Annotated in this window: 2 protein-coding genes; both read right to left on the reverse strand. The window is 60.0% G+C overall.

Annotation, left to right across the window (positions count from 1 at the left end; genetic code table 11):
• Window positions 1-954: 954 nt before the first annotated feature.
• On the reverse strand, window positions 955-1,182 hold the full coding sequence (locus JOY90_RS05535) for a hypothetical protein (protein WP_291690143.1): 228 nt from the start codon (window positions 1,180-1,182) through the stop codon (window positions 955-957).
• Between the two features lie 608 nt (window positions 1,183-1,790).
• Window positions 1,791-2,407, reverse strand: a 617-nt coding sequence (locus JOY90_RS05540; RefSeq protein WP_291690144.1) for a hypothetical protein, incomplete at its 5' end; no start/stop codon positions are given.

A 2,407-nucleotide genomic window follows, 5' to 3' on the forward strand; every position in this document is an offset into this window, starting at 1 on the left:
AGATCTGCCGCGCCTTGCCAAGCCTTACACGCAGACCCAACTCGCCCTTGAGATCGCCCGTCTGCTTGCCGCCTCGACGCCAGCCTAATCTGCCGCCTGGGCCCCGCGGTCGGTCTGCGCCGCTCGCCGTCTGGCGGATGATTGGCCGATCGAAGCCAGCCCGAGCATCGTTTCATTCCATTCTTCAGCAGTCGTCCGTGAAGAATCCGCAAGCCGCTGATTGATCGAGTCTTGCGAGTGTTCAGCGACCACGGATCGTCGATCCCCAATCTCTTGAGCTGCTCGGCAACGGCTTTGATGTAGTCTGCACAGGAACCACTCACCCCTTTTGCTCGTATCGCCGTGGCCGCGATCTTGGACGCACCGCTGGCAGGGATGATGTTGGGGGCCCCGGTACAGGGGCACCAATGCAGTTATTTCGACACCTCTCTCAAGAACGATGGGCTGTTCGCTTAGGGTGAAGTTCTTACCTTCCCGGTGGATAGGCCACAGTGTCGATGCGACTGGCTTCCGGAAATTTGAGGGCCATCCCGCGACAACAGGAGATGCTGACGACCAAATTGACGGTTGGTCGTCGGGCAATGGAAGCTGATTTCGAGAAAGGCCGCAACAGAGACCGGAAACGGGCTGCGCGAAGGCATCGTTGCAATAATCCGGCCGCATTCTATCCAGTTTTGCGGGACTTGGCGCCCAGCCAGACGCTATCTTCGCGGGCTCGCGAGAGGCCTGTTTCCGCTCAATCACGCGTCGACCACAGCTGTCAGGCGAACCTAGGCCGCTGCGCGAAGTAGTAAGTTAAGCAGGTTGCACTCCCCGCAACCACCGACCACCGACCACCGAACTCCTGCGCCGGGGTTCGGTTTTTTTGTGCCACAAGCTTCAGCATCGCGGCCATTTCGCCATTGTGATGCCAAAAGGCTTCACCAAGGGCCACCACGCATATGCAGCAATGGATCAGCGGGGATTCGCTCTGAAATCACGGACGGCGCTGAGGTACAACCCAGTCTTGGTGCGTACACCGCGCTGGGCCGCCTCGATGATGTGTCTAGCAACAATTTCAGTAATTGGGTCCGCTCGTTTCGAGAGACCAAGCGTGCCGCGGGCTTGCTGGAAAGCCTCCGACATCGTCTCAATCACCTCGGGGTCAAACGCTCGGTTGCGCAGAAAGGGGATGATCGACATCTCGGTGGCTCGGCTGACGCTTGCAGCATCTCCATCAATTCAAGGGCCGACCGTCTCAGTGGCGAGCATAAGACCAATCGGGAGGCAGGCGCCGGTCGATTGATCTGCGCTCGTTTGCGAGCTCGGTCCATTCGGCGGCAAGCCTGATCCACATTTCGCGGTTTAGGTCACAGGTGCTCTGCCGCGACATGACCAAGCATTCTTGAGCATGGCTCAGACATTCGTCTGTGCTCACGAGAGCGTCCTCACTGCGACGGAAACATGTCCCTCTAAGACACACTCTCAAAGCGGATTGGCTCTGCGAGTTCCATCAAAGAGCAAAGATTTTTTGTGGTTCACCTGGCTGCGAGCCGCCGCAAGTGCCGTGCCGTCGCGGCCACATTGGCGGTTGCGACTAGGGCTCGTCGTGGCCGCATCGGCCCTTGCTCGGTGCGCGGGGCCCGGTCCGGGCGCCGCTCCGCAACGGGACCTTCCCGGCCTGGTTTGCGAACGGCCGCCTCTGCCGCGACGTCCAACATGCCGCCGAAAATGATCATTGGAAACCAGAAGAAGAGAGGCATGCCGTCCTCCAAATCTTGGACCCCGAATCTTGGACCCATGAAGCAAACCTAGGTCAAGCGGCCCTTCTCGGGTTCGGCGGTGTATCGAACGGCCGGCGATACCTGCGTCCATGCCGAGCCGGTGGCGAACGCGTGCACGGTTATCTTCACGATCGACACCGGTCTGCCCTGAACCGACATCTCGGCGATTGGATCGGCGCTCGTGAACATGACAAGACTGAAGCCGCAACTGCCAGCGTCCTTGATGTCTTCATTCACGGTTTGCAATGCGGCGTCCGGCGCCTTGCCGGCGGATCGCAGGGCGACGAATCTCCTGACCTGATCCGCGCTATCACAGATGACGCCCCGGCCGACCTCCACGTTGCCCTCCTGCGCCTTTGCGGGAAGACATGCAGGGAGGAACAAAAGCGTGGCAAACAAGATCCGCAAATCGTACACGGGCGCCTCCATTCGATCACTCAGGTCATGATGGAAACTCGAGGCACGCACCGAGGTTTCGACTTCGCGCTGGGCAACGAGAATTTGATGGCGGTGTCGGCCACGCGACATTGCGCGAGATTTATTGTTGGTGGACGCAGCGGCTCGCTGATGGATCAATCGCGCGCAGTGACTTGCAGTCGCGCCCTCGTCCTCGTCCCGAAGGCGGTCGGCCGGAATCGCGGGAT

Source organism: Bradyrhizobium sp. (genome assembly GCF_019242285.1).
In the GTDB taxonomy this organism is placed as follows: Bacteria; Pseudomonadota; Alphaproteobacteria; order Rhizobiales; family Xanthobacteraceae; genus Bradyrhizobium.

Excerpts from the sequence above, each read along its gene's own strand:
- JOY90_RS05535 (WP_291690143.1), bottom strand. The coding sequence starts at position 1,182 with ATGTCGATCATCCCCTTTCTGCGCAACCGAGCGTTTGACCCCGAGGTG.